Source organism: Shewanella morhuae (assembly GCF_003028295.1).
Taxonomy (GTDB): domain Bacteria; phylum Pseudomonadota; class Gammaproteobacteria; order Enterobacterales; family Shewanellaceae; genus Shewanella; species Shewanella morhuae.
In genome coordinates this window covers 638,542-664,159 of the sequence record NZ_PYSG01000002.1, presented here as the reverse complement: position 1 = coordinate 664,159, position 25,618 = coordinate 638,542, and the positions used below count along the sequence as shown (strand labels likewise).

Genomic DNA, 25,618 nt, shown 5'->3' with positions numbered 1-25,618 from the left:
CAGAAGTTATCAAAATAAAAAACCGCATTAATATGCGGTTTTTTATTTTTTGTGTTAAATCGGACTAAAAGCCTACTGCTACGGTTCATTCTCCGCGCAATAAGCTCATTTACACGGTTTTATGGGCGATACACTTTCACGTTGCTGTAACCTTGCTCAATTAAATATAGCGCCTGTAATTTACTCATCACCCCGCGTTCACAATACAATAAGTAGGTCTTTTGCTTATCGAGATCGGCAAACTGAGTCGCTAACTTGAAGAAAGGAATTTGTTTGATCTCTACCCCTTCAATTTGCAACGGTTTACGCTCTTCTTCTTCGGGAGCGCGAATATCAATAACCACTTCATTAGCATCAATGCTGGCAACAGTTTCAGTCTCAGTTATCTGAGTATCCATTTGTTCAGCTATTTCCCTAATATCAATAGTGACAGATTGAGCGATGATTTGATCAATCAAGTCCTCTGAGAATTTCTTCTCTTCCGCCTCGACTTTCGCTAGTACCGCCTTCACCGTAGGCTTTTGCGAAATAACGCCGCAGTATTCAGGCATCGATTTGGCAAAGTCTTCCGTACCAATTCGGCGACTTTCATTAATAATGTCTTGTTTATCCATGGCAATCAGCGGACGTAAAATTAATAGCTCTGTACAACGGTCAATCACGTTAAGATTGGTTAACGTCTGGCTAGACACTTGGCCTAAGCTCTCACCGGTCACCAGTGCTTGAATGCCCATACGCTCAGCAATACGCGCCGCAGTGCGCATCATCATGCGTTTAAGCACAACACCCATTTGACCGTTATCAATACGCTCTAAAATTTCCGCTACAACAGGTTCAAAAGGGATTGAAATGAATTTAACTTTATGGGATTCACCGTAGGTTTTCCATAAATGGTAGGCCACTTGCTTAACGCCAATTTCATGCTGCGCGCCGCCCAAATTGAAAAAGCAGTAGTGGGTACGAGCGCCTTTTTTGATAAATTGATAGCTAGAGACACCCGAATCAAAACCACCCGAAATCAATGACAATACATCTTCCTGCGTCGCCATTGGGAAACCACCTAAGCCTTCAATACGCTTAGTGACCATGTACAGATTATCGCGGTCAATTTCGAGGTTAACGGTAATATCGGGATTTTTTAAACGCACGCCAACGGCATCAGTAAACTGATTTAAGCCGCCGCCAACATAACGCTCAACCTCAATCGACTTAAAATCATGATCGCCAGAGCGTTTCACTCGCACGCAAAAGGTTTTGCCCGCTAGTTGGTCACGATAGACGGGTAAAACTTGCTGATAAATATCATCCACAGACTCAAAGCTGTATTCATCAACTTGCACAACGTGTGCAATACCCGGAATACATGCCAGACGCTCACCAAAGGCTTGGGCTAACTCAGGTTTGTCCTTAGGTACCATCACCATAATGCGATCCCATTGACGTTGGACTTTAGCGTCCTCATCAACTTTTTTCAGCACATTACGAATATTGGTTTCGAGCATTTTGGTGAAGCGCATACGAACTGGTTTGCTCTTCATCATGATTTCTGGATACAGCTTTACAATAAACTTCATGGGATTTCCGCGGGCAATTTTGAAAAAGTAAAATTGGCTAAAATAATAATCGGGGGATTATATACCCAAGTAACCTAAACATGCGAGTTTCAGCGGGCTTGTACCACCGTAATCCAAGCTATTTTCGTATCTAAAATCACGTTGCATTTGAGTGTATTTATCGACTAAAAACTCACTAAAATTAACACCCTACTGCAATGATACAATTACCCTACTGTATTTAAGTACTCTACATTTAAGTACTCCAAAATATTGCTAAAAAATCAAAGTTTTTATCCTTAACGTAAAAATTTGGCGCATAAAAAAGCCGCGATATTATCGCGGCAGTAAAACAAACATAACCGGGCATATGAACAGCTACTTGCCGATTTGAATCTCTTCCGACTCTTTCGCTTTGCCTTGCTCTATCGCAATTTCTACTCTGCGATTACGGGCACGATTCTCCGCTGAATCGTTAGGTACTATTGGGTTATTCGATGCCATACCGACTACTTTCATTCGTTTAGCATCAAAACCTTTAACCTGTAATAATTCATGGGCTACGGCTACCGCACGTTTACTAGATAGATCCCAGTTAGAACTATAAAGTTCATCACTAATTTGCATGTCATCGGTGTAACCTGACACGGTAATAATCCCTGGCACATCTTTTAATAGTTCGCCCACAGAGCGCACAATAGGTTTAAATCGAGGTTGCAGAAAACCCGAACCCGAGGCAAACGAGCCCTTTTCACGGATGCGGATAATAATCTGCTGGCCCAAAGATTCAATTTCAATCGAACCATCAATAATTTCTTTATTGAGCTCTTGTGCCATTCTCTTGACTTGCTCATTGATTTTTTCCTGTGCAGCGCTCTCTTCGGCTTCAACCGCTTTGGCAATATCTTGCGCAGTAACACTTGCTTCACCACCGCGCTGGGAACCATCTTGCTGTTGTGAACCACCAGAACTATCGTCTTCACCCGCTTTATAATCCAGCACGGGCTCAGTCATTTCGTTAGTTTGTTGATTGATAATCTCAATCGGCGTGGGATCTGGGCGACCGGGCCTAAACTCTAAAGCAATAACTGAGGTACCTTTAGGAATATCTTTCAGCTCAACTTTATTTTGCACACCAAAAGCGTATTTCATCGAGCCTGCAATCTGTTGAAATTTCAACACGTCCATTTCAGAAAATGACAATAGCAACACGAAAAAACACATCAACAACGACATCAAGTCGGCAAATGTTGCCAACCAAGCCGGTGCGCCGGGCGGTGGACAGTTGCACTTAGCCATGGGCTACTCTCCGTCCGTGGTATCAATTTTGCGATTTTTTTCAGCCAAATAATTTTTTAAGAAACCTTCGATCACACGGGGATTTTGTCCGTCTTGAATAGCAAGTACAGCATCCATAATCAAATTACGATTAAGCATCTCTTCCCCCATGCGCAGCGATAATTTATCCGCAACAGGGATAGCAACCATGTTTGCCATCATAGAACCGTATAATGTGGTTAACAGCGCTACCGCCATAGAGGGGCCAATCGACTTAGGATCTGACATGTTGGACAACATAGCAACCAGACCAACCAGCGTACCAATCATCCCCATCGCAGGCCCAACATCACCGACGGCTCTAAATATGGCAATCCCGGTGCGATGACGTTCTTCGGTCAAAGCAATATCTTTCTCTAATGCTGCACGGACGACTTCACCATCATGACCATCAACTAACATATCAACGGCTTTTTGCATGAAACTATTGGTGATTTGTGCTTCTTCCAAGGCCAAAAAACCACCTTTACGAGCGGCATCAGCCATAGCAACCGCTTGTTCAATCAAATCTTCGGGCTTATCAAGCTTAAATATAAACGCTTTGGCTGCAATTTTTACCGCTCCAAAAAATTGTTTAAGATTAAACTTCATCATGACCACAAAGAAGGAGCCACCAAACACAATTAGAATCGAAGGCACATCGACGAAAATCATTAAGCCGCCACTCGTCACCATAGCGCCGAGAATAAAAGCAAAAGCCCCCACTATTCCTATTATTGTTGCTAAATCCACGACGGCTCCTCAATTTTTTCAATAAACAACATAATACTTACTCTGGGTAAGCAATGGCACTCAGATAATCGATTGAGTGAAAATCCTGCTGACCATACGTGTGAGACTTGTGTATCGAGCTCAAAATTACGATACAAATGATGATACTATTGTCAGTTATCGGACATACACTAAGCAAGTTTAGCGACTATTTATATTTTCTGGAAAAAATTCAGTTACAAAGCGTGCGATTGAGCAAATATTTATCGTCTGAATTTGACCCTTGCGTCGCCCTGATATACCTTGTGTCCGCTAAATTAAAGGAAATATAAACGTGGCTAAAAAACCCGAAAATCTCAGTTTCGAAGAATCCCTTGGCGAGCTAGAGCGCATCGTTGCCGATTTAGAGCAAGGCGATATCTCACTTGATGACGCGTTAAAACAATTTGAACGCGGCATTAATCTCGTACGAAACAGCCAAGCCAAACTCGAACAAGCTCAACAAAAAGTGGCCATTTTATTGAAACCAGATGAAAATGCGCCTCTGTCCCCCTATGCCGTTGAGGGCGAATAAGCGTGCTAGCCAGTACCATTCAAGAATATCAGCAACGTGTTGATAATCAATTAAAACAGCGTTTTAATACGCTTGAAGATAGCGCTCCTACATTAAAAGCTGCCATGACTTACGGCGCTTTATTAGGTGGCAAACGCATTCGTCCATTTCTGGTTTACAGTATCGGGCGCATGTTTGGGCTTGAACTCGATAAGTTAGATGCATGCGCCGCAGCCATTGAATGTATTCATGCTTACTCACTTATCCATGACGATTTACCTGCTATGGATAATGATGAACTGCGCCGTGGTCAGCCCACAGTGCATATCGCTTTTGATGAGGCGACCGCTATTTTAGCGGGAGATGCGCTGCAAACCTTAGCCTTTGAAATTATTACCGAGCCCCTAGTAGGGATCAGCAGCGAACAACATATTGCCATGGTGCGAGTTTTAGCTAAAGCTTCAGGCTATCGTGGCATGTGCGGTGGTCAAGCAATAGATTTAGCTTCAACCAATAAAAATATTGATCTTAACGCACTAACTCAATTACATAATATGAAAACCGGCGCGCTTATTAGTTGCGCCGTTGAGTTAGCTTTAATTGCCGCTAATGCGCCTAAAGAACACTATATTGCTATGATGGATTTTGCCCGTGCCATCGGGCTCGCCTTCCAAGTACAAGACGATATCCTCGATATCATAGCCACTACCGAAGAGCTCGGTAAGCCGCAAGGCTCTGATACAGAATCAAATAAGAGTACTTTTCCACAATTACTTGGACTACAAGGCGCACAAGATACCGCCAAACAACTGGTCCAAGAAGCACTATCAGTGCTGGCTAAATTGCCCTACAATAGTCAGTTAATTGCAGATTTCGCCCGCTATATCATTGAGCGAAGAATATAATAAGAGTCGAAGTATCTCGCTATGAGTTTGGACATTTCTCAGTTTCCCGTGTTGGCACAGGCCAACACCCCTAATGAACTCCGCCAACTTCCTCAGGCACTTTTACCACAAGTGGCCGATGAATTACGCGAGTTCCTGCTTAAGTCTGTTGGCATGTCCAGCGGTCATTTTGCCTCTGGCCTAGGCACGGTAGAGCTCACCGTTGCATTGCACTATGTCTACAATACTCCTTTTGACCGTTTGATTTGGGATGTTGGCCATCAAGCCTACCCGCATAAAATCCTTACAGGTCGTCGCGATAGAATGCAGACTATTCGGCAAAAAGAGGGTTTGCACCCTTTTCCTTGGCGTGAAGAAAGTGAATATGACACTTTTAGTGTCGGTCATTCGGGTACATCAATCAGCGCAGCACTGGCGATGGCAATTATCGCTGAAAAAGAGCAAGCGGGTCGTAAAGTTGTTGCCGTAATCGGCGATGGTGCGATGACAGGCGGTATGGTGTTTGAAGCCATGAACCACGCAGGCGACTTGCACAATGACATGCTTGTTGTGTTAAATGACAACGAAATGTCGATTTCTGAAAATGTCGGTGCGCTTAATAACCATTTAGCACAACTGATGTCAGGCCGTTTTTATACTACGCTGCGCGAAGGCGGCAAGAAAGTGTTGAAAGGCATGCCCGTCATCAAAGAAATGGCTAAGCGTACTGAAGAACACCTTAAAGGTATGGTGGTTCCTGGCACTTTATTTGAAGAGTTAGGTTTCAACTATATTGGCCCAATCGATGGCCACGATGTTGATGCTCTGGTCGAGACCATGCGTAATATGCGCAATCTTAAAGGTCCACAAGTGCTGCACATCATGACTAAGAAAGGTCGTGGTTATGAGCCTGCTGAAAAAGATCCTATCGGTTGGCATGCGGTGCCTAAGTTTGACCCATCGCTGTTTAAAAAACCGGCCACAAAACCCGGTTTACCGACCTTTTCGCAAGTGTTTGGTAAATGGTTATGCGACATTGCCGAACAAGATGAAAAAGTATTAGCGATTACCCCTGCCATGCGCGAAGGTTCGGGCATGGTGGAGTTTTCCCAACGCTTCCCGAAACAATATTTTGATGCCGCGATAGCCGAACAACACGCCGTAACCCTAGCGGCGGGTTTTGCCTGCGAAGGTTACAAACCGGTAGTGGCAATTTACTCCACATTTTTGCAACGCGCCTATGATCAGCTGATTCACGATGTAGCACTGCAACAATTACCGGTATTATTTGCCATTGATCGCGGCGGTATTGTCGGTGCGGATGGGCCAACCCATCAAGGCGCATTTGATCTAAGCTTTATGCGCTGCATTCCAAACATGGTCATTATGGCGCCATCGAACGAAAACGAATGTCGTCAAATGCTCTACACAGGTTATTGCTATAACGCTGGCCCAAGTGCAGTACGCTACCCTAGAGGCAGTGCAACAGGTGAAACTCAGGTCGAGACTATGACAGCCTTACCGATAGGTAAAGGCGTCATTAAGCGTACTGGTGAACGCGTTGCCATTCTCAACTTTGGTACGACTTTAGCTTCCACATTGACGGCAGCTGAAAGCTTAAATGCAACAGTAGTCGACATGCGCTTTGTAAAACCGCTGGATATTGAACTGGTCAAAGAAATGGCTAAAAGCCATGACGTACTGGTTACAGTGGAAGAAAATGCGATTATGGGCGGCGCAGGGTCTGGCGTCCTTGAACTGCTACAAAAGTTAAAGATGCCTAAGCCTGTATTGCAAATCGGTTTACCTGATGAGTTTATTAAGCACGGCGCACCAGAAGAAGTCACCCACGACTTACAACTGGATGCTGAAGGCATACTGGCGCAAATTAATACCTATTTAGCACAATAAGCTATTGAGCTTTAGAGGCGCTATTTTGTAAGACGTTAGCGACTCTCATAAAAAATTTCGCCCATAAAAAAGGACTGCTATTGCAGTCCTTTTTTGTCGCTGTCTTTATAACAGCTGCCTAGCCAATAAAGCTTAAGCTTCGATATCTATCGTTGCGCTTTCTTGGTTAGGGCCGCCTTGTGACACCATAACCATCGCAGGGCGTAGTAAGCGGCTATTCAGCTCATAACCCTTCTGCATCACCAACATCACAGTGTTAGCAGGGAATTCACTGCTTGGTTGCATGCCAATCGCTTGATGTAGATCTGGGTTAAATGACTGACCTTGTGGATCAATTTGTTTAACACCAAATTTAGCCACCGCGGTAAGCAAGCTTTTTTGAGTTAACTCAACGCCTTGATAAATCGCTTTCGTCGCGTCATCTTCTGGGTTTGTCCCCATTAAAGCGCGTTCCATATTATCAAGAACTGGCAAAAGTTCACTTGCAAACTTTTCTAAGGCAAATTTATTCGCTTTTTCCACATCCATTGCAGCGCGACGACGAATATTATCCACTTCGGCGGCGGCGCGGATCACTGAATCCTTTTGTTCTTCAACTTTCGCCAAAGCGTCAGCGAGTAACTGTTCCAGCTCTTCAATACGGAAATTGGCCTGGGTAAGCTCATCGATAAGACTTGCTTCTGTGGTAGACACTTCAGACTCTACACCCTCTTGGATCAGATCTTGTTCTACTTTAATCGATTCGTTGCTCATTTTCACTCCAGCTAAAAATGCTTTGTTTCTGAAATACTCTGGGCATATTATGGGGATCAATTTTGACGTTTCAAGGCCTAAGGGCAGATCTAGCATAAATATGACCACAAAGTTTCACACTATTGGCCTAATCGGCAAGCCCCATCATCAAGGGACTAACCAAACCTTAAAGCGTCTACATCATTGGCTGACAATGCAAGGCTTTGAAGTGTTAGTAGAAGAGCGTGTTGCTGCCGAATTAGGGCCTTATATCGAGGCTGTTGATTTGCTCGAAATTGGCACGCGCTGCGACTTAGCTATCGTCGTGGGTGGTGACGGCAATATGCTTGGTGCAGCAAGGGTATTAGCCCGCTTCGATTTAGGTGTTATTGGCGTCAACCGCGGTAATTTAGGCTTCTTAACCGACTTACCACCCGATACCTTCGAGGAAGCTCTCGCCAAAGTGCTTGACGGTGAGTTCGATACCGAGCACAGGTTCTTACTCGAAGCGAAGGTGTATCGCCACGGGGAGCTTAAAGCAAGTAATACCGCCGTGAATGAGGCGGTACTGCATCCGGGTAAAATTGCCCACATGATTGAATTTGAAGTCTATATTGACGACCAATTCATGTACAGCCAACGTGCTGATGGCATGATAGTGTCTACGCCAACAGGCTCAACAGCCTATGCACTTTCTGCAGGAGGCGCGATTCTTACACCTAATCTGCAGGCAATGATCTTAGTTCCTATGTTTCCACACACCTTATCTTGTCGTCCGATTGTGGTTGATGCTTGTAGCACCATTAAAATGGTGGTTTCCCCTGAGAATGGTGAAAACCTAGAGGTCAGCTGTGATGGTCACGTCCATTTAGCCGTATTACCCGGTGATGAAATCATAGTGCGCCGTAGCTCCGAGCGTTTACGACTTATTCATCCTAAAGGGCATAATTATTTTCATGTGTTGCGCACTAAATTAGGTTGGGGCAGCAAGTTATTTTAAGTCAGTACTATTTTTATCAATACCCTGCTAAAAGAGACTATTCAGTCTCTTTTTTATTAACATAAATATTAATTTATCTGCGCATTAAATCATTATTTTTATATTGTTCGCTGCTTAATGTTCTAACGCTATATTTCAGTTGGCGCTAGATAACTTATCTATAGAGTTTGACAACTCAGCAAAATATCTAAATACAACGTAATTAACCGTGATTAAATTTCAGTTTATTTAAAATTAATACAAAATAAGTTAAGTGATATTTGTCACAATATAAAATCACGCTTGAAAAAAGCGATATTCGTCACAACGAACAACTACCCAATAAACCAATAAAAAACAAACATGTAATACAAAACCACTAAAGGTTCATCTTTTTAAAGCTCAAAATAATGTGACATCAATCACGTGCCGTATGTGTTTTTTAGATACTGAAAATCACTCATTAATGAAATAAAAAGATCAGTTTATTGCATTATCCACGGCTTAATTGGGTAACAACCCAATTGTAATAACTAAAATCGCAGTTATTTAAATTTTTTATAAAAAATTTAAACACACAGCCATCAACTCAAGTGATCAAGCTCACATATAGAAATATCTTTTAAGTGACACATCCCTCAGCACGGTAGATTGGCATTTCATATAGCAGCGAAAATGATCTAGATCATATTAGTAAAACTCACAATAACGTCTAGTACACAACACAGAATGTCGAGGCCATTAACACTTTTAATATTAATTGCTGTTTTATCGGTCTGAGAAGTCGACATTAAAACTGATGAAAATTCTAATATTAATAATAAGACAGACCACTTGATGAAGAGGCTAGCATGACAATACTTCAACTCCTCGCCAGCTTGACGCCGGTAATCAGCGTAATGCTATTTTTAGTGTTACTCAGAATGCCCGCATCAAAGGCGATGCCCATTTCCATGATAGTCACTGCACTCGCCGCCGTGTTTATCTGGCAAATGGATACCACATTACTGGCGGCATCAGTCCTTGAAGGGCTGCTATCTGCTATTACTCCACTCACCATTATTTTTGGCGCAGTGTTCTTACTTAACACCCTGAAATATTCAGGGGCAATGGATACTATCCGCGCAGGCTTTACTAACATCAGTGCCGATGCTCGCGTGCAAGTCATCATCATTTGTTGGTTATTTGGTGCCTTTATTGAAGGCAGTGCCGGCTTTGGTACCCCAGCCGCCATTGGTGCGCCGCTGTTAGTATTATTAGGTGTTCCCCCTATTGCCGCAGCTGTGGTCGCGCTAATTGCCGACTCGGCCAGTGTGTCCTTTGGCGCGATTGGTTTACCCGTACTCTTTGGTATGGAGCAAGGTTTAATGCAAGGCGGCGTAAGTATGGCCTCCGCGCAAATTGCTGAGCATGGCGGCACCTATGCTGACTTTGCGCAGTTTATTGCTATGCACATGATCACTATCGACTTAATCACAGGCTCGTTAATCCCATTGGTGATGGTCGCTATGTTAACTGGCTTTTTTGGTCGCAATAAATCCTTTAAAGAAGGCTTAGCAATTTGGAAGTTTGCGATTTTTGCAGGCCTTGCCTTTACCGTCCCCGCTTGGATTATCAACTATATTGCTGGTCCAGAATTTCCCTCTGTTATCGGTTCTTTAGTCGGTATGGCAATGGTGATCCCTGTAGCGCGTAAAGGTTATTTACTGCCTAAAACCCCTTGGAATGATTTTGCCGAGAATGACAGTCAAGAAAGCGGAAAAGTCGCAACAACGGCTAAGTTTTCACAAATAGCCGCTTGGACGCCTTATATCATTATGGCGGCGCTGCTGGTGTTATCACGCACAGTTGCACCGTTAAAAACATGGTTATCGGGCTTTAACATCAGTTGGACAGGTCTAATGGGCACTGAGCTTAAGGCCAGCTTTGCCACTTTATACGCACCCGGTATTTTCTTCATTGTGGTGTGTATTTTAGGTTTCTTCCTGTTCAGAATGAAAAGCCCTGCAATAAAACAAACGATTGGTGTGTCATGTAAATCCATGTTACCCACCATTATTTCACTCGGCGCGTCAGTGCCTATGGTGAAAATCTTCTTAAACTCTGGTGTCAATGGAGCAGGCTTAGCCTCAATGCCAGTTGCATTAGCCGATATGCTGGCGCACTCAATGGGTTCTGTGTGGGCTTGGATGTCGCCTATTGTTGGTATTTTCGGCGCCTTTCTATCGGGCTCTGCGACCTTCTCAAATATGATGTTCTCAGGCCTACAGTACAGTGTGGCCGACAATATCGGTATGAATCACGCGTTAGTGTTAGCCCTACAGGGCATAGGTGCCAACGCAGGTAACATGATGTGTGTGATGAACGTAGTTGCGGCCGCAACGGTCGTAGGTATGGCAGGACGAGAGTCTGAAATTATTCGTAAGACAATGCCCGTTGCTATTGGTTATGCATTATTGGCAGGTACGATAGCCACACTCTGGGGTGGCTTCTAAGCCCACTGAAATCCAAGGCCGCTGTAGCGGCTTTGGTCATTTATTGCGTTAAGAGAGTAGCCTTATGTCCATTAATTATAATGCTGTATATCAAGACCTGATTAAACAGCTCGGTGAGCCTGCCGTATCCAATGATCCTGTGCGCCGTTTTGCTTGGTCTACCGACGCGAGTTATTTTCGCATTGTGCCTGAAATCGTGGTGCATGCAGATAACCTTACACAGGTAAAAGACACTCTTGCCGTTGCCCGCGCCTATAAAGTCCCCGTTACCTTTCGCGCAGCGGGCACCAGTTTATCGGGACAAGCCATTGGTGAAGGCATTTTGCTGATGTTAGGCCACGACGGCTTTAGAACCATTGAAGTAAGTCCCGACAGTCAAAAAATTACCCTCGGCGCGGCGGTGATTGGCGCAGATGCCAACGCGGTATTGCGGCCACTGGACAAAAAAATTGGCCCTGACCCTGCCACATTAGCCTCGGCAATGGTGGGCGGTATCGTGTCAAACAATGCCTCAGGTATGTGCTGCGGCACGGCGCAAAACAGCTATCAAACTATCGCCTCGGCTAAATTACTGTTTGCCGATGGTACTGAATTAAATACTGGTTGCGACAAATCCAAAGCGGCATTTGCTAAATCCCACGGCGAATTATTAGATTCATTGACTGCATTAGCCAAACTCACTCGCAGCAATGACGTCCTTACGCAACGCATTCGTAAAAAATACTCCATCAAAAACACCACAGGTTATAGCATCAACTCTTTGGTTGATTTCGAAGAGCCTTTTGAGCTCATCAACCACTTGATTGTGGGCGCCGAAGGCACCTTAGCCTTTGTTGAAGAAGTCACTTACCACACAGTCGATGAAGCCAAGTTTAAAGCCTCTGCCATGGCAGTATTCTTTAATATGGTCGATGCCGCCAGCGCAATTCCACCAATTATTGGTCACAGTGTTGCCGCCGCCGAATTACTCGACTGGGCATCGATTCAAGCCGTTACCGGTAAAAAAGGCATGCCAGATTGGCTCAGCACATTGCCAGAAGGCGCAGCCATTTTGCTGATTGAATCCCGCGCTAATGATGCACAAACCTTAGAAAGTTATACCCAAGATGTGATTGCTAAACTCGCACATCTTAAAACTGAACGCCCCATTACCTTCAGTAGCGATGCCAGTGTTTACAGCAAATACTGGGCAATGCGCTCAGGTTTGTTCCCTATTATTGGCGGCGAGCGCCCTAAGGGCAGCTCAGTTATTATTGAAGACGTCGCCTTTAACGTTGAACATTTGGCCGAAGCAGCGGCAGATTTAACCCAACTGTTCCACAAACACGGCTATCCTGAAGGCGTCATTTACGGCCATGCCTTAGCGGGTAACTTCCACTTTATTATCACCCCAACTTTTGCCTCACAAACCGATATCGACCGTTTCCAAAGATTTATGCAAGATGTGGCTGAAATGGTGATCCATAAATACGACGGTTCGATGAAAGCCGAGCACGGTACCGGCCGCGCGGTAGCGCCTTTTGTTGAAATGGAATGGGGCGCCGATGCCTACACTTTGATGAAACGCATCAAGCATATTTTTGACCCACAAGGCTTGCTCAACCCCGGCGTTATCTTGAACGATGACAGCACAGTGCATGTAAAAAACATTAAGCCCTGCCCTGTGGTCGATGATTTTATCGATAAGTGTATTGAATGTGGATTTTGTGAAAAAACCTGTCCGACATCGGCACTTAACTTCTCACCGCGCCAACGTATTGCCACTTTACGTGAAATCGAGCGCTTAGAGCAGTCAGGCGATAAAGCCGCAGCAGCCGAAATGCGCGCCGCCGCTAAATACGATGTGGTCGATACCTGCGCTGCCTGTCAGCTATGTACCATTGCCTGTCCCGTTGATAACAGCATGGGGCAACTGGTACGTAAGCTGCGCACGCCGTACATCAGTACTACTGAACAAAAAGTCTTAGATTTCCAAGCAAAACACTTTGGCGCGGTAAACCAAGTCATCAGCTCAGGTTTTGACATGCTCGGCGTGATCCACAAAATCACTGGCGATGGCATCACCCATGCCTTAATGAAAACCGGCCGCCTGATTTCAAAAGAAGTGCCGTATTGGAACCCCGATTTCCCGAAAGGCGGCAAACTGCCAACACCATCACCAGCAAAAGTGGGCCAAGAAACGGTAGTCTACTTCCCTGCCTGTGGCGGACGAACCTTTGGCCCAACGCCAAAAGACCCTGATAACCGCACTTTGCCAGAAGTGGTCGTCACGCTACTGGAACGCGCAGGCTATAACGTGATTACGCCAGAGAAAACCCGCGATTTATGCTGCGGCCAGATGTGGGAATCGAAGGGCGACTTTAAAAACGCCGATGCTAAACGCCAAGAGCTTATCGATGCAGTAAGCAAAATGACCCATGGCGGCAAGCTGCCCGTGGTAGTCGATGCGTTGTCTTGTACTTACCGGACCTTGTCAGGTGATCCCAAAGTGCAAATTATCGACTTAGTTGAATTTATGCACGACAACTTACTGACTAAGCTCAACATTAGCAAAAAAGTTAATGTGGCTCTGCACTTAGGTTGTAGCGCACGCAAGATGAAGCTCGAGCCTAAGATGCAAGCAATCGCCGATGCTTGCTCAGCGCAAGTGCTAAAACCTGCGGGAATTGATTGCTGTGGTTACGCGGGTGAAAAAGGTTTGTATAAGCCTGAAATTAACGCCAGCGCACTGCGTAATATCAAAAAACTGATCCCAGTGGAGATTAAAGAAGGCTATTACGCTAACCGTATGTGTGAGGTTGGCCTCACTCAGCACAGTGGCATTTCCTATCGCCACTTGGCTTATCTACTCGAAGAGTGCAGCCGCTAATGTAGGATAACAACCGCCGAAAACGGGGCGATATTTTGCCTCGTTTAGGCATGTCAGCACATTGCTATCATTCATTGACAACGCAACTATTAGCATAAAATTTAAACCGAAAAAATATTTTTAAACAATGTAATCAATATATTAAACATTCGCATTTATGAGGATATCAACAAGAGTATTTACTAAATTAACGCTACTTATTCTGTAAAAAACCGCCTATATTGGATTAACTACCTTAGTATTTGTGTGGTCTTCAGCTCACGCAACAAGGCAATGTCGTTCACTAATAAGAAAGAGAAAACACCATGAAAATCGCCCTTTTCATCCCGTGTCTAGTCAATCAAATGATGCCTGAGGTTGCCATTGCCACCTTAGAGCTATTAGAAAAACTCGGACACCAAGTGATTCTACCTGCGGGTCAAACCTGTTGTGGTCAGCCAATGACCAACTCAGGTTGCTTTGATGCCGCCCGCAGTACCACCCGTAAATTACTTAACGCTTTTAAGGGCGTAGAATGCGACGCCATTGTTTGCCCTGCCGCCTCTTGTTTAGTGGCTGCCAAAGAAAACTTCCACGAGTTTGATAGCAGCCCAGAAGCACAAGCTGTGATCAACAAACTCTATGAGCTTACTGAGTTTTTACACGATATCGCGCCAATCCCCGCCTTTACCAAGCCCTTCGCGCACAAAATCAGCCTGCAACTGAGTTGCCATGGCATACGCATGTTGAACCTCGCCACCCCAAGTGAGCAAATGGGGCCAAGATTCAACAAAGTCGAAGCCGTATTAGCAAATATTGACGGCATAGACATAGTCTATCCCGACCGCCGTGACGAATGCTGTGGCTTTGGTGGCACCTTCGCCGTGGACGAAGGCGCAGTGTCAGCCAAAATGGGTAAGGACAAAGCCCAAGCCCACGCCGCAACGGGTGCCGAATATGTGGTGGGTTTTGATCCATCATGTTTATTACACCTCGATGGCATGATCCGCAAACAGCAGTTGCCGATTGAAACTCGCCACATAGCCCAAGTGCTGAACGCTGCACTCTAGGAGACTCATCATGGCTTACAATCATAATCACGAAGCGAGTCAGGGCTCACAAAACCATGCCCATAAAGCCGATATTTTTTGCCGCGACGAAACCCGTGTCGACTGGCATTCAAAAGCGCTGTGGATGCTCAGAGAAAAACGTGACCGCGCCGCAGGTAGCATCCCAGAATGGGAACAACTGCGTCAGCTTGGCTCAGAAATAAAACTCCACACGTTAACCCATCTTGCCCAATATCTTGAAACCTTTGAACAAAACTGTATCGCTAATGGTATACAAGTGCATTGGGCTAAAGATGGCGCCGAGCATAATCGCATTGTTCACGAGATTTTAGCCCGCCATAAAGTGAAAAAGCTGGTGAAGTCCAAGTCTATGTTGACCGAGGAATGCCACCTCAATCCGTACTTAGAGCAACGCGGTATTGAGGTCATTGATACCGACTTAGGTGAGCGAATTATTCAGCTCGCCAAAATGCCGCCATCACACATAGTCGTGCCGGCTATTCACATGAAAAAGGAGGAAGTTGGCGAGCTTTTCCACGAATTATTAGGCACTAAAGCTGGCGAGTCCGACCCCTTATATTTAACCCGCGCCGCCCGCGCGCATTTGCGTGAAAAATTTCTCACCGCCGATGCTGCAATGACCGGCGTCAACATGGCGATTGCCGATAAAGGCGCCGTTGTGGTCTGCACCAACGAGGGCAACGCCGACATGGGCGCTAATCTACCTAAGTTGCAGCTGCATTCAATGGGTATCGACAAAGTGGTGCCCAATGTAGACAGCGCAGCTGTTTTGCTACGCACACTGGCGCGCAACGCCACAGGCCAACCCGTCACCACTTATAGCGCCTTTTACCGTGGCCCACAGCCTGAAGGCGAGATGCACATTATTATCGTCGACAATGGCCGCACTGAGATGCTCAAGGATAAAATCCTTGCAGAATCATTGAAGTGTATCCGTTGTGGTGGTTGCCTCAATACTTGCCCTGTGTATCGTCGCTCTGGCGGTTACAGCTACAACTACACCATTCCGGGCCCAATTGGCATCGCCGTAGGCGCTAAGATAGATGACACTAACTCGATTGCTTGGGCCTGTACCTTGTGCGGTAGCTGTACCTATATCTGCCCGACTAAAGTGCCGCTCGATAAAATTATTTTCCACCACAGACGCCTTAAGGCTGAAGCCGGAAAACTCCCCTATGGCAAAAACAGTTACATGCCATTAGTGGGTAAATTTATGGCAAGCGAAACTCTGTTGAACTGTTCTATGAGTGTGGCAAGAACCGCGCTGCGCATTCTGCCGGGTAGCCTACTAAAACCCTTTAGCGGTGCATGGGGAAAATACCGTGAACTGCCCGTTGCGCCGAACTCCAGCTTCGAAGCTTGGTTTAAGAAACACAGGAGCCTATAAGATGTCTAGTAAACTTGAAATTCTCAATGCGCTCAAACTGTCGGCCTTAACAAATCATCCAATGCCGAGCATAGATGTGGCGCCAAGGGGTGACAATCTCATCGGCCAGTTCGAGACCAACCTCAACACTGTCGCGGGTACGCTACATAAAGATGGTGGCATCAAAGCCCTGCAAGCCAAAGTCGATGAACTTATTGCTCAGGGGTTACAGGTGATCTCTTTAGTTGATGGCGTAACAGCAAACCGCGAAGTGCCACCCACCGCCCATGAGCTAAAAGATATAGATTATGCGGTGATCCCAGGTGACATTGGCGTTGCCGAAAACGGCGCCATTTGGGTGAACAATAAAAATTTAGGCCACAGAGTTACGCCGTTTATCTGTGAAAACCTGATTTTAGCTTTGCCAGCCAATAAAATTGTGCCAAACATGCATCAAGCAGCAAAAGAAATTACCTTAGATGTCGGTGAGTTCGGGGTGTTTATCGCGGGTCCATCAAAAACCGCCGATATCGAACAAGCCCTCGTCGTTGGTGCCCACGGCGCCTGTAGCTTGAACGTGTATTTGCTCTAATGCCTCGCCTGAAAGTCATGATGTAAAGTAACCAAGAAAACACAAAGGTTACGAGATAATCGAAACACAAAAGCCGCCTTCATTGGCGGCTTTCTTGTTTAGAATTTGGCATAACGTTATTTGAGAGATTTGATTTGTACGAGTTACATTACCTAAAGGTACAGGCTTGCCATGGCATTCACTCGTCGACTCGCAGCCAGTCCATCCGTGGATGCTCGACCGCCCCGTCCATGGGGCGGACGGTCGTCTCGCAAATTACCCTGACTCGCCTTGCAAACATCAGCGTGACCTTTAGGCTTAAAGACTCGCGCTAATATTTAGCGATGACGGGCTCTGTTAATTTTCTATTTCTAAAAATAATGAGTAGTTTAGATGGCATTTTATTAGGATGAAAAAACAGTACAATGTTGGAAATTAACGTATTAGAATCTTACCACCAATACTAAACTGCAGTTACACAGAATCTGTTACAGTCTCGGCTTTTCTGCCCTGACTTATTAGTTACTTAATTTATAGTTTTTTGGTGCTCTTTGTCTGAATCATTTTTCGATTTATTGTTAGTTATTTCCTTATGCCAAATCTCGATTTCGTTCTTTGACTTAAGTATTTCTTCATCTGATAACAAACTTTGAACGTGAGGCAAGTATTTATCCACAGCAGAATTTCCTAGTTCTTTCGATACAATTAGAAGGCTATAGGCTTGCAATATGTCTTTCTTGACGCCCAAACCCCTATAAAAATGATTGGCTAGCATTTGGGTAGCTAAGGCATTGCCGTTTAATAATGCACGTTTGCAATACTCAAAAGATTTTTCGTAATCGATTTCAGTACCCCAGCCATTTTGATAATAATCACAGACTTTGCGTTGCTCTGTATCGTCTCCTTGTGCAGAGGCTGCCAAATGCCATTTAAGAGCTTTTTCATAGTTTATTTCAACACCTTCACCCGTTTCATACGCTGATGCTAAAAATATTTGTGAAGGAAGATCTCCTAAACTAGCTCCGGAGGCAAATGCTTCAAATGCTTGTATGAAATCATTCTTCCCCGTTATTACGCCATTTTTATGCATAATACCAAGATGGAAATATGCACTACCTACATCATGTTTTGCTGCAAAGGAAAAGTACTCAAATGCTGTTTGGTAGTTTTGTTCGACTCCTTTCCCATATAAGTAAAAGAGCCCTAGAGCTGATGCACATTTTGGCTGGGTTTCTGCACATTTTTTTAAGTCGTTCATGTCAATTTTATTTGAGATAATTTCAACATTAGGAGGCGTAAAAGATATATTTTTAGTCGAAGCATCTGTTGAACTTTTAGCTTCAACAAGACTAGTAATTGTGGTTAAGGAGATCATAAAAATAAAAGATTTAAGCATATTGGTTCCTTCCGAGCAGTATTGCTTTATTCGAGCTTTATCTATTTGCGCGCCAGACTAAGTACGCAGTAATAGAGCCAACCACAAACACCACCAATCTCTAGCTCGATAAACTACATAAAGGCTTTGGTGAAGGCTTCCTTCGACTGGCGAATGTAGTTACGGGCGCTTTGGGCGTGTTGTTCCCATACGGCGCGATCGCTTGGGTCGGTGAACGGGTTTTGCTCAGTGGCAATCGAGCGTTCAAACTTATCGTAGAAAGTTAGCATGGCCGAGGTGATCTGGTTAAAACGCTCCTTGTATTCTTGAAATTCATCAATCTTCTCAGTGGTTTTAATCATGTACTGCACTAACTCAGCATTGCTATTTGACGCCAATAACGCTTCGGCTTTAGCGCTGATATTAGCACTCGCCTCGGCAATCACCAGCGCGCGAGTTTGCTCGTCTTTACTCATGACTTTGCTGTAGTTTTCAGGCGTGCGAGCAATACTGGCATGTTGTAAATAACTGCGTAGGTGTTTATCAAGATCGCGGCGAAACGCATCTAAACTCTTCTGCATGTTAACTAAGTCATTATCTAGCGCGGTGACTAATTGCAGCTCTTTTTCGATTTCAGACATAAAACGTTCGGCTTGCTGATAAATTTTCAGGCCATTTTCTTCAGCAAATTTTCGATCGCTGCGACTCAAATCGCCATTGTCATAGTTAGAACGATCAAACGTCGCCGCTACAAATGACTTAAAAGGTTCAGCAAAGGCGGAATAAGCACCGGCACTGACCACGTTTAAGGTAGCTGTGGCTAAGTCACCAAAGGGTTTAACCATAGAGCCTAAACGCGCCTGCTGGATAGGTGACGCCACCCGTTTAGTGTCGGTCAATACCGACCTAAAAGTGCTATATCCCATAGGGTTAGACATCTTATTGCGCTCAGATGTCGCGAGCACAAAGGTGATACTAGAATAAATCGCATTCGAGTATTCAAGGTATTGTCTTTGGCTTTCAAGCTGGGCGGCGTAGTTTTTACCTAAGGTGCGAAACGACTCCGACTGCACGTCGTAGTTTTTGTCTTGTTTGAGTTTATCTAAAATCCCGCCGATAATTTTCTGCTCATTTTTTTGCAGTGCCATATCAAGGCGAATTTTGTCTAAGCTCAAATCATCCAGACTAATTGGGCCATTAATGGCCTCAATGTCGAGGCGAATATACTGGCGGCTGGGGTCGTCAATCGAGACGCGGTGCGCCAAATACTCATTTGCACCCGGCGTGATATCAATTAAGGCAACATGCTGCCACTGGGCATCAAGCTTTAATACGGGTGAGGTTAATACATTGATTCGATACTGGGTTTGAGTATTTTGGGTTTTTACCCAAAACTCTAATAGCCCCGCTTCGGAAATAGGATACTTACTGACGATACTGCTATTGCCTTCGGCGCACAGCAGCGCACTTTCGCCACTGTGTGGTTCAGCGCCTTCAAATTGACAACCCATGATCCACGACCAAGGTTGAGATAAACGATTGCCTTCAAAGTCGCTGGCAAACACTAACTCATTCTCTTTGGCGCTGGCATTCACAGTGGTTAACACGCCAAGCAACAGCATTGAAATGACTGCAGTGGTGCGCATAATAGCCTCATAAAACATAAATTACTAAAATTAACGAGCGAGTCATTCGGCTCAATACCCAGTTATATCAACAGTCAAGCTAACCCAAGGTTATCTGCGAACCCATCTCCTTTACTAAGGCTATTGCCTCGAAAAGCCAGCACGCTTAAATGAGTTATTTTTGATAGCTGATTAAACCAGCGAAATGTACCAGAGGCCAACATCCCGCGCTAGCGCTAAGTCGTGTTTAGCGTAAAAGATAAATATTTAACCGTTAGCGCCAAGTATTAATGCAGCCGCGCTTCAACTCGTTTCATGGCGTAAAACATCCATATCGTCAAAATAGTGCTACAAGTTGCGAGCGACATCCACACCCCGACCACGCCAAATGCCCAAGCAAAACAGTAGATAATAACAGCAATCAAAATAAGCTTAGCGCCCGTGAGCATAGAGGCTTGTGTCGAACAATTAATCGCTTGGAAGAAACTCGCACCGACTAAAATCAAGCCTTCCATTGGTAAGCCCCAGAAATACCAGCGCATGCCTTCAATTGCTACCGGTGTTAGGCTCTGATTATCACCAGCAAACAAATACACCAACCACTCTGGACGAGAATAAATCAGTACTAAGCCTAATGCTGCGGTGAGTAGCGTCATCCCAAAGGCAATATTGCGCGCTTGTTTAACCCGGTCAAATCGCCCTGCTCCAGCGTTAAAGCTATAAATAGGTTGAGTACCAAGGGCTATGCCCTCAAAAATCAAATAGAAAAAAGCCTCCGTGTAACTGACCACGCCATAAGCTGCCACATGTAAGGGACCGCCAACCCACAAAAAAGCCATGTTGTGCAGAGTTAATACTATCGATAGATAAAGGTTCATCAACAAGCTCGGTAAACCCACACGGGCAATATTGATGCAATTGTCGAGTTTGAGCTTCATCTGCTCAAGGTTGATTTTAAGCTGAGTGCGAGGGCCGAAAAAATGCTGCAAACATAACAGCCCAGTCACTGCCTGCGACAGCATAGTCGCAATCGCGGCGCCTGCCAAACCAAAGGGGAAAACCACAATAAACAGCCAATCTAACAGAGTGTTTAATACCCCGCCTAAAATCAGCACCCAAGTCACCATCGAGGGGCGGCCGTCATTACGCAGTAGTGTGGTAAAGGTCATTGAAATAATCGGGAAATGACATAGGGCGAAATACCAGAATAGGTATTGGTTGGCATTTTCGAGTATTTCACCCTGCGCCCCGAGGGCGATTAAAATATCCCGCGAGAATATTCCACCCACAAGAGCAAAAAAGCCTCCCGCCAATAAACATAAACTAAAGGCATTACCAATGAGTTTACGGGCTTTAGCGATATTACCTTGACCAAGATTGATTGATACTAATGCCGCGCTGCCCATGCCTATCATAGCGCCAATGGCATACAAAATAGCGCCGACAGGATAAGCTAACATCATCCCCGCAAGGCCCGTTTCACCTAAATAGTGCCCAACGAAAATACCGTCAATCGTCACATACACGCCCGTCACCAACATAGAGGCAATGGTGGGTATGGTATAGCGCCAAAAAAGCTTAGTAATCGGCTCCTCAAGCAAACTCATATCCGCTGGAACATGATTAGATGTTGTTGCTGTCATTCGTATTTCTCACAAAATAAAAGGCAAGGGCCACAGAAAAATGATCGGGCGAACAAAAATGCGGCAGAGGATTGTACCTAAATTCACTCGGAACACAAAGTCCGTTAAGTAGAAAAATAAACAGTAAAGATTAGTTATCACAATGGGTTAAGTAAAAATGGCGCGGTTACTGCCAAGCTCACAAGACAAATACAGTTTAATAACAGATACGGGATAACTCATCATTTTTTGCTACTTTTTTGGTGTTTAAAGCTAAATTAGGTAAAGTATCAACCCAAGCATACCCATTCTTGCATTTTTGCGAGATAAAACGATTAATACGTTAACTTTAATCAGTTGATTAATAATGGGTTAATACAAAATAACACCTATAAAAACAATAAGGGAAGGACATGAGCCAAAATAGTCCAAATGCAGACAATGATCTGCAAGAAGTTAAACAACTCGGTATGTGGGCCTCGATTACCAGCCTAGGGTATATTTTTTGGCTGGTCGGCGGTATGGAACTCGTTGAACGTATCGCCTACTACGGCGTTAAGGCCAGCGCAGGGCTTTATGCAAAAGCACCCGAATCTGCAGGCGGCTTAGGCATTAGTCTAAGTGACTACGGCATCATTATTTCTCTTTGGGCCATAATGCAAACTTTTGTCCCAGTGTTTACCGGTGGTATGTCTGATCGCGTCGGCTACAAAGAAACCATTTTTGGCTCCACCATTATTAAAATATTTGGCTATTTAGTCATGGCATTTTTCCCTAGTTTTTGGGGCTTTCTTGTTGGAGCCTTGCTACTTGCCATCGGCACTGGAATATTTAAACCGGGCATTCAAGGTACCTTAGTGCTGTCTACCCAACGCAATAACACTTCAATGGCGTGGGGGATTTTTTACCAAGTCGTTAATATTGGCGGTTTTCTCGGGCCATTAGTCGCCGTGCATATGCGTCAACTGTCTTGGGACAATGTGTTCTTTGCCTGCGCCGCCATTATCTCACTCAACTTCTTATTTTTACTGACCTACACGGAGCCTGGCAAAGCTGAGCGGTTGGCGCGCAATAAACAAATTCAATCGGGTGAAGTCAAGCAAGAAGCCCTATGGCGTGATGCTTGGCATGAACTTAAAAAGCCAATAGTGATTTACTATATGTTGGTATTTGCAGGCTTTTGGTTTTTATTCAACGCGTTATTTGATGTGCTACCAATTCATATTTCTGAATGGGTTGATACCAGCGTAATCGTCACGACTCTCTTTGGCAGTGAAGGCACCAGTAACGGTATTCTGCAATTTTGGCTTGGCCTTAATAACGATGGTACTAAGGTGATGCCCGAAGGCATGCTTAATCTTAATGCCGGCCTTATCATGACGAGTTGCTTTATTGTTGCGGCGCTCACGGCCAAATATCGTATTACTACTGCCATGCTTATTGGCTGTTTGCTGAGTATTTTGGCGTTTGTGTTTATTGGCGCTTTCCATACTGCTTGGTTTATTGTGCTGGCGATTGCGATGTTCTCTCTTGGCGAGATGATGATCAGCCCAAAGAAAAATGAGTTCATGGGTAATATTGCGCCTAAAGGTAAAAAAGCCATGTATTTGGGATTTGTGATGTTACCCCAAGGCATAGGTTGGGGCTTAGAAGGCTACTTCGGCCCTAAGTTATATGAGATTTATGCATCGAAGGAGCTGTTTTCGCGGGATTTATTATTAGAGCGCGGCATGAATGCCGTTGATGTTAGCGCTATTCCTCAAGGTGAAGCTTTTACTACGCTGGTGAGTTTCACGGGGGAAAGCGCCGAACAACTCACTCAATTTTTGTATCACAGCAATAATATCGGCATGGCGTGGTATATCATTGCCGCCATAGGGACTATCTCAGCAGTCGGCATTTATCTTTATGGTAAGTGGTTACTCACACTGCAAAAAGCCCAGCGAGCAGCCTAATAAATTTACCGTTGAAAGCGTTAATACCAGACTAAAAGTGCGTATTTTTATACGCACTTTTAGTCTTGATTCGCTATAAACTTTAACTTGATAAACCTTAGCGTTATCAGCTCAACATTTCAGGGGTAAATTGTTCAGCTGAGAGCAACAAGCCTAAACTGTCGATTTGCGCGTTTAAACGATTCAAATCTTGGGTCAATGCAGGCAAGGTCAGTGTATTATCATCAAGCAAATATACTTGCCTTAACGTTGTGTAATAAAAAAGCAGTGTGATCAATGCATTGACATCATTTTTTGCCGCAGCAGCTTTAATTTTAACTAATTTACGATAAATACGATTATGTAACTGCTTTAATCGCCAAACGTAATAAATCTCACGAAAAAATGGCCGCTCCTTAACGTGATGCAACACAGCGCCACATAAGCCCACACTTAACATCACCCCTAAAAGGTTTAAATGAAAGTTACCCGTCGGCTCGCCCGGTACCGGGGTCGCTCCAAAAATGGCAATCAATACCGATCCGAAAGCTAATGAAAGTCCCACCAAGCTGAGCACTAAAATCACAATCAATAAATTCATGTTCTTACGATATCGGGTTTTATCTATTTCTTGCAGTTTCATCACAGTACGCTCGAATAGCCCGCCCGGTGTAGGCGTATCAATAATTAATGGTAAATCATACCCGAATCGTCTTTATTCGACCTTAATTGATTTAAACGAATCGCATACACATATGTTTAAACCGACCTACTCGACCGTTAACTGAGTAATTAGTTAAATAAGCGGGAGTTAAAACAAGCCATAAGCTGTTGTTCTATCTCATCCCAATCAACGTCATTCACGGTTATGATTTCTAATCTAGAATCTAGCGTATCATCCAGTTCAAGCACACTTAGCTCATGATCAATCCAATTAAACCCTGCAATACCATCTGACGTGATCATCACCGCCTTTAATCTGAGCAGCGCTTGCCCCATATTAGATGACTGGGATTGCCGTTGAATAAAAGCAATCAGCTTTTCAAAATCAAACTCTAATGTCGGCTCAAATACCCAACCACAGCTAAAGCAACCTTCGCCTCGATTCTGCTTGCGTACCATGCCGCGCTTATCAAAAGCTAAACTAGTCTCCATTACCCCATCAGCAAACAAACCCAATTCACTTAAATGTGAGCCACCAGTTCGCAGCAAGCTAGGCGTAGTTATCGCAAGATTACCCAGCTTAGGGTTCACGCCAGTAGGCCCACTCGTGTTGAGTGAAACACGCCGCGGCTGGTTAAGATAATCGAGCAAAGCGCGGGGCAACGACTGCTGGTTTGTATGGCTGACCACGGGAATATCGGCGCGTTCGATATGGCTTAAATAAGTCTGTAACTCATAAAGTAGCTTGGTGTTTTCAGCATCATACAAATCGGATTTCGTGGCGATAATCACATCGGCCACTTGCAGTTGTTGAATAAAATTAGCGTGTTCACGATAACGTGGATCGTGAATTTTGCGTGCATCCACTAAACATAGGGTGCTGCGTAGTGAAATCACATTCTGATAATGAGCAGCACTCAACACTTTAATAATTTCATTGGGATGGCCAAGCCCAGTAGGCTCAATCAGTAAACGGTCTGGTTTCGCTTTGGCAATCAATTGATTGATAGCGACTTGCGTCGGTACGCCTGCAGCACAACACATACAGCCCCCCGAAACCTCACGAATTTGTATGCCGTTTTCAGCGGAGTTGAGTAGACCAGCATCAATGCCGACTTCGCCAAATTCATTGACTAATACCGCCCACGTTTCACCTGCGGGTTTAGTCGCCAGCAATTGCTTAATCAAAGAGGTTTTACCCACACCTAAAAAACCTGTGATGATATTGGTAGGAATCGCTTTGATGATCATAGGGATACTCGCTTGGTAACTCACTCAAATAAGGCTCACTCGAATAGCAAGCTTGGCCCTCGAGTGTAGAAGTATTGGCTTTGAAGCTCAACAAAAAGCGCATCGATTAGGATGCG

The 25,618-nt window shown here is 44.6% G+C and carries 19 protein-coding genes; 10 read left to right on the top strand and 9 right to left on the bottom strand.

Features of this window, described 5'->3' with window-relative positions:
• Positions 1-119: 119 nt before the first annotated feature.
• The 3 genes from thiI to pomA form a co-directional block, all read right to left on the bottom strand.
• On the bottom strand, positions 120-1,574 hold the full coding sequence (gene thiI, locus C9I43_RS03420) for a tRNA uracil 4-sulfurtransferase ThiI (protein WP_107882117.1): 1,455 nt from the start codon (positions 1,572-1,574) through the stop codon (positions 120-122).
• Between the two features lie 357 nt (positions 1,575-1,931).
• A complete protein-coding gene (locus tag C9I43_RS03415; protein ID WP_107882115.1) occupies positions 1,932-2,852 on the bottom strand; it encodes a flagellar motor protein MotB in 921 nt (306 codons plus the stop codon).
• A gap of 3 nt (positions 2,853-2,855) precedes the next feature.
• On the bottom strand, positions 2,856-3,623 hold the full coding sequence (gene pomA, locus C9I43_RS03410; protein ID WP_076496862.1) for a flagellar motor protein PomA: 768 nt from the start codon (positions 3,621-3,623) through the stop codon (positions 2,856-2,858).
• 313 nt (positions 3,624-3,936) lie between these two features.
• Between pomA and xseB the strand changes: the two genes are divergently transcribed.
• Genes xseB through dxs form a run of 3 tightly spaced genes read left to right on the top strand, consistent with a single transcriptional unit; the run spans position 3,937 to position 6,950 of the window.
• On the top strand, positions 3,937-4,176 hold the full coding sequence (xseB, locus tag C9I43_RS03405) for an exodeoxyribonuclease VII small subunit (protein ID WP_076496863.1): 240 nt from the start codon (positions 3,937-3,939) through the stop codon (positions 4,174-4,176).
• 2 nt (positions 4,177-4,178) lie between these two features.
• Complete coding sequence (ispA, locus tag C9I43_RS03400; RefSeq protein ID WP_076496864.1) at positions 4,179-5,060, top strand: (2E,6E)-farnesyl diphosphate synthase; 882 nt, start codon at positions 4,179-4,181, stop codon at positions 5,058-5,060.
• A gap of 21 nt (positions 5,061-5,081) precedes the next feature.
• Positions 5,082-6,950, top strand: coding sequence for a 1-deoxy-D-xylulose-5-phosphate synthase (dxs, locus tag C9I43_RS03395; protein ID WP_107882113.1), 1,869 nt, complete (start codon positions 5,082-5,084; stop codon positions 6,948-6,950).
• A 132-nt stretch (positions 6,951-7,082) separates the two neighbouring features.
• Here the strand turns inward: dxs and grpE are convergent, their stop codons facing one another.
• Positions 7,083-7,703 carry a nucleotide exchange factor GrpE gene (gene grpE / locus C9I43_RS03390; protein WP_107882111.1) on the bottom strand — a complete coding sequence of 207 codons (621 nt, stop codon included), beginning with the start codon at positions 7,701-7,703 and terminating at the stop codon, positions 7,083-7,085.
• Between the two features lie 100 nt (positions 7,704-7,803).
• Here grpE and nadK point away from each other — a divergent pair, with 100 nt between their 5' ends.
• The 6 genes from nadK (at position 7,804) to C9I43_RS03360 (ending at position 17,053) form a co-directional block, all read left to right on the top strand.
• Entirely contained in the window at positions 7,804-8,682 is an 879-nt protein-coding gene (gene nadK / locus C9I43_RS03385; protein WP_107882108.1) for an NAD(+) kinase, read from the top strand.
• Positions 8,683-9,512: 830 nt separating this feature from the next.
• Entirely contained in the window at positions 9,513-11,156 is a 1,644-nt protein-coding gene (locus C9I43_RS03380; RefSeq protein ID WP_107882107.1) for an L-lactate permease, read from the top strand.
• A 64-nt stretch (positions 11,157-11,220) separates the two neighbouring features.
• Entirely contained in the window at positions 11,221-14,025 is a 2,805-nt protein-coding gene (locus C9I43_RS03375) for an FAD-binding and (Fe-S)-binding domain-containing protein (protein ID WP_107882105.1), read from the top strand.
• A gap of 305 nt (positions 14,026-14,330) precedes the next feature.
• Entirely contained in the window at positions 14,331-15,074 is a 744-nt protein-coding gene (locus tag C9I43_RS03370) for a (Fe-S)-binding protein (RefSeq protein ID WP_107882103.1), read from the top strand.
• Positions 15,075-15,084: 10 nt separating this feature from the next.
• Entirely contained in the window at positions 15,085-16,482 is a 1,398-nt protein-coding gene (locus C9I43_RS03365) for a lactate utilization protein B (RefSeq protein WP_076496871.1), read from the top strand.
• Between the two features lies 1 nt (position 16,483).
• The gene (locus C9I43_RS03360; protein WP_107882101.1) at positions 16,484-17,053 is read left to right on the top strand and encodes a LutC/YkgG family protein; all 570 of its coding nucleotides are present in this window, start codon (positions 16,484-16,486) and stop codon (positions 17,051-17,053) included.
• Positions 17,054-17,558: 505 nt separating this feature from the next.
• Here C9I43_RS03360 and C9I43_RS03355 read toward each other — a convergent pair.
• The 3 genes from C9I43_RS03355 to C9I43_RS03345 all read right to left on the bottom strand — a co-directional run bounded on the left by C9I43_RS03355 (position 17,559) and on the right by C9I43_RS03345 (position 21,675).
• Complete coding sequence (locus tag C9I43_RS03355; RefSeq protein ID WP_107882099.1) at positions 17,559-18,428, bottom strand: tetratricopeptide repeat protein; 870 nt, start codon at positions 18,426-18,428, stop codon at positions 17,559-17,561.
• Between the two features lie 113 nt (positions 18,429-18,541).
• On the bottom strand, positions 18,542-20,053 hold the full coding sequence (bdpA, locus tag C9I43_RS03350) for a BAR domain-like protein A BdpA (protein WP_107884019.1): 1,512 nt from the start codon (positions 20,051-20,053) through the stop codon (positions 18,542-18,544).
• 266 nt (positions 20,054-20,319) lie between these two features.
• On the bottom strand, positions 20,320-21,675 hold the full coding sequence (locus C9I43_RS03345) for an MATE family efflux transporter (protein ID WP_107882097.1): 1,356 nt from the start codon (positions 21,673-21,675) through the stop codon (positions 20,320-20,322).
• A 392-nt stretch (positions 21,676-22,067) separates the two neighbouring features.
• Here C9I43_RS03345 and C9I43_RS03340 point away from each other — a divergent pair, with 392 nt between their 5' ends.
• On the top strand, positions 22,068-23,609 hold the full coding sequence (locus C9I43_RS03340; protein WP_107882095.1) for an MFS transporter: 1,542 nt from the start codon (positions 22,068-22,070) through the stop codon (positions 23,607-23,609).
• Positions 23,610-23,715: 106 nt separating this feature from the next.
• On the opposite strand, the gene C9I43_RS03335 is transcribed toward C9I43_RS03340, so the two are convergent.
• Positions 23,716-24,231, bottom strand: a complete 516-nt coding sequence (locus C9I43_RS03335) for a DUF3087 domain-containing protein (RefSeq protein ID WP_107882093.1) — start codon at positions 24,229-24,231, stop codon at positions 23,716-23,718.
• A gap of 149 nt (positions 24,232-24,380) precedes the next feature.
• Positions 24,381-25,502, bottom strand: a complete 1,122-nt coding sequence (locus C9I43_RS03330; RefSeq protein ID WP_107884018.1) for a CobW family GTP-binding protein — start codon at positions 25,500-25,502, stop codon at positions 24,381-24,383.
• Between the last annotated feature and the right edge of the window lie 116 nt (positions 25,503-25,618).